The sequence below is a fragment of the Adonisia turfae CCMR0081 genome (genome assembly GCF_011009555.1).
Lineage (GTDB): Bacteria > Cyanobacteriota > Cyanobacteriia > Phormidesmidales > Phormidesmidaceae > Leptothoe > Leptothoe turfae.
Genome location: NZ_QXHD01000004.1, coordinates 1,636,141 through 1,639,058, shown reverse-complemented (window position 1 = coordinate 1,639,058; position 2,918 = coordinate 1,636,141). Strand labels below are relative to the sequence as shown.

Annotated in this window: 4 protein-coding genes; all 4 read left to right on the top strand. The window is 46.9% G+C overall.

Annotation, left to right across the window (positions count from 1 at the left end; all coding sequences use genetic code 11):
* Window positions 1-700: hypothetical protein (locus tag DXZ20_RS11265; RefSeq protein WP_250565721.1), on the top strand; the 700-nt coding region annotated here is incomplete at its 5' end.
* 3 nt (window positions 701-703) lie between these two features.
* On the top strand, window positions 704-1,255 hold the full coding sequence (locus DXZ20_RS11260) for a hypothetical protein (RefSeq protein ID WP_163698231.1): 552 nt from the start codon (window positions 704-706) through the stop codon (window positions 1,253-1,255).
* Between the two features lie 211 nt (window positions 1,256-1,466).
* Window positions 1,467-1,661, top strand: a complete 195-nt coding sequence (locus tag DXZ20_RS11255; RefSeq protein ID WP_163698229.1) for a heavy-metal-associated domain-containing protein — start codon at window positions 1,467-1,469, stop codon at window positions 1,659-1,661.
* 381 nt (window positions 1,662-2,042) lie between these two features.
* Window positions 2,043-2,636 carry an HD domain-containing protein gene (locus DXZ20_RS11245; RefSeq protein ID WP_163698227.1) on the top strand — a complete coding sequence of 198 codons (594 nt, stop codon included), beginning with the start codon at window positions 2,043-2,045 and terminating at the stop codon, window positions 2,634-2,636.
* The last annotated feature ends 282 nt before the right edge of the window (window positions 2,637-2,918 follow it).

Genomic DNA, 2,918 nt, shown 5'->3' with positions numbered 1-2,918 from the left:
GGGAACTTGGCGAGAGTCGGCATCGACATTAGAAGAATACCTAACGAATCCATACCCGAATGGCGCAGGCGTCTCCAAAGAAGTGCTTGCACACGCAATCAAAGCTCCATTCCGCCATCAACTCAGGCAAAAGATGGAAGAGTTCGAGAACATGCGCAGAGAGGTTATTGAAGCTCTAACACCTGAAGATGCTAGAGAGGGGAATTTCAACGGAAACCAGTACACAGAAAAGGATTTGGTTTCGGGACATGATGTCCCGAAACCACTTAACGAAGCAGAGGAGAAGCGCCAAAAGCGTGCCCGTGCGATCGCTCGTGCCCCCCAGATTGCCAGGGAGTTGTATCACTCTGATTTGCTGGGTCAGAATGAGGCGGTGAAGTTAGGCCCTAGGGTAAACCAGCATAAGCCAACACCCAAGCAGTTAGAGGTTAAAGAGCAGGCAGACAAGATCGGGGCTGAGTTAGAGAAATGGGTTGAGGAGAATCCAGCCCCTATGAACCTGCTTGAGCGGCCACAGTATAAGCGGAAGGCCACTGAGTTCGTAAGAGAGCGCCTGAGTGGGACAAAGCGAATTACGGTTTCCTGGACTGAGGGGGTTGGTGCTGAAGAGGTAGCCGGGAAACTGTTTGAGCGCCTAGATCATGAGCTGCTGGTTCAGGTCGTAGCGATTTTGAATAATGCGTTAGTAGATGAGGGCTAAAAGATGGCCAAAGGGTTTGGAAAGACTGCACCACGGACAAATCACACCAAGCCAGTCGCGATCTCAAACTTGGACGATGAGTTTATCCACGTCAGCGAGTATATGGGCTATGACTGCCTGTACCGTGCTTATCGGGGTGCTCAGTGCTTAGGTGATGATGCTAAGGCAATGGCTGGGCAGGCGTTCGCATGGGATAGCATTATGGGTAGCTACGACAATCTGTATACCTTTCATAGCTGGGTTATCCATGATGGGAAGTTGTGGGACTCTCATGCTGCTTTGGAGTCAGTGCTGAAGGAGTCAGTTGAAAGGGGTATGGCTTTCCCTGGCTTATTGGAGAAGGGGGTTGCTGGGCTGACGGCTAAAGCCAAGATGCCGCCTAAGGGTGTTAGTGATCGAGCCAGTATTGCTCAATGGCTCAAGAAATATAAGAACTGCAATTTGCTGTACGTACCAGGCTGTGTGCTCTTGTCAGCGGCGATACACAGGGAAGCGCTTAAGGCCATTCGGGATACTGGCAAAAATGGCTTTTATCAGTTAGGTAATCCTGAATGAGGCGTTGGCCTAACCCCGCCAGAGGTCACATGCGATCGCCGCTGGCAAAAGTTTCAAGTTGTATAGTTAGCTGCTGTAAAGAGAAGCCCGTCAAGGTGACTCGCACCACTCAATGGGATTGTTACAATCTGTACCCAGGTTTCTACTCTGGTCTGTGTACAAACGATCTACATTAAAGGTGCCACTGTTTCGAAAAGGACACCCTATCCCTATGGCTATGCAACTCAAGGTTTCTTCCATCGTTTGTGATGGTTGCGCTGACACGATTACCAAAGCCATCACCGAGCTGGACCCCGGTGCAAAGGTCAACATCAATGTTGAGACGAAGGAGGTATCTGCCGAAACCAGCGCCTCTGAAAATGCTGTGCGGGAAGCGATTGCTGCAAAAGGTCATACGGTCGAGTAAGATTTCTTATCCTGCTTAACAGTTAATCGTCGTGGGGAGCGCCGAAGGCCGGATTCTGAATAAAAGTTTCATCGGTCAACGTATTCAGAAATGCCAGCAAATCTTGTCGCTCCTGCTCGGTTAAACTCAAACCCCTGAATGAAGGTACTCTTTATGGGATTGGCAGGGGCATCGGTTGGTGGTGGAGTAGCACTCACCAAAAGCCTTAACTTTTCGGCATGCCCTGATACTGAGGTTTAACTCAGATCGCTGAAGTTATTGAAAATCTGTGGATCCGGCGGTTACAACTATTCCATGGTAGGGAGCCTTGGATGATTAGGTAGAAACTTTCCCCTCAATAATGAGTTAGCTACCAAAATCAAACCAGTGGGATTATTAGAAATGGAACCAGTTGAAATTCAACGTCGCCTTGCATTTATCCAGGGAGCGGAAAAACTCAAGAGTGTTCTGAGAAGCTCTATTACATCCGATGGACGGAAAGAAAGTACGGCTGAACATACGTGGCGTCTTTGTCTACTCGCTATGGTTTTTGAAGATCATTTCCAGCATTTAGATTTTGCAAAAGTCCTAAAGATTTGCATTCTCCATGATTTAGGTGAGGCCATTAGCGGGGACATTCCGGCGGTGAATCAGGTGTCAGGTATTGATAAATCGGCACAAGAACGAGAAGACTTGCTACTACTGATGCAACCGCTTAACACACGAATTCGTGAGGAATTTCTTTTGCTCTGGGAGGAGTATGAAAACGCCTCCACTCCTGAGGCACGGGCAGTTAAGGCTTTAGACAAAATCGAAACTCTAATCCAACACAATCAAGGTGCCAATCCACCAGATTTCGACTATGAATTTAATCTGTCTTATGGGAAAAAATACACGGACGCAGACCCATTATTCTCCAGAATTCGCGCACTTATAGATGAAGAGACCCAAAGAAATGCGCTTGCTAGCAGGCGTGAAGGCGAAAATGGTAGCTAACAATGCGTTGCAATTCAATTTGAAATGACCTATTTCCATTCTCTTTTTTTAAGGTTGATACAAATAGGCAAAAAAATAAGATTAATACGGCTGATTTTTGAATAAGTCAGAAATTAGCATGCAAATACAAACAGAGAGCTATCAGGCATAGTCTAAGATTATCAATTACTCTCTGAGAGACCTTGAGGACTGTGCTGAAGCCTCTGTTTGTAAAACATATCGGTAGGAATCAAGCAAGGCGCTGACCAGATTAGACGACGATGAAAAGGGTATATGTTTAAG

Bases quoted from the DNA above. Each gene is read 5' to 3' on its own strand.
- DXZ20_RS11245 (WP_163698227.1), top strand. From the start codon at position 2,043: ATGGAACCAGTTGAAATTCAACGTCGCCTTGCATTTATCCAGGGAGCG.
- DXZ20_RS11255 (WP_163698229.1), top strand. From the start codon at position 1,467: ATGGCTATGCAACTCAAGGTTTCTTCCATCGTTTGTGATGGTTGCGCT.
- DXZ20_RS11260 (WP_163698231.1), top strand. From the start codon at position 704: ATGGCCAAAGGGTTTGGAAAGACTGCACCACGGACAAATCACACCAAG.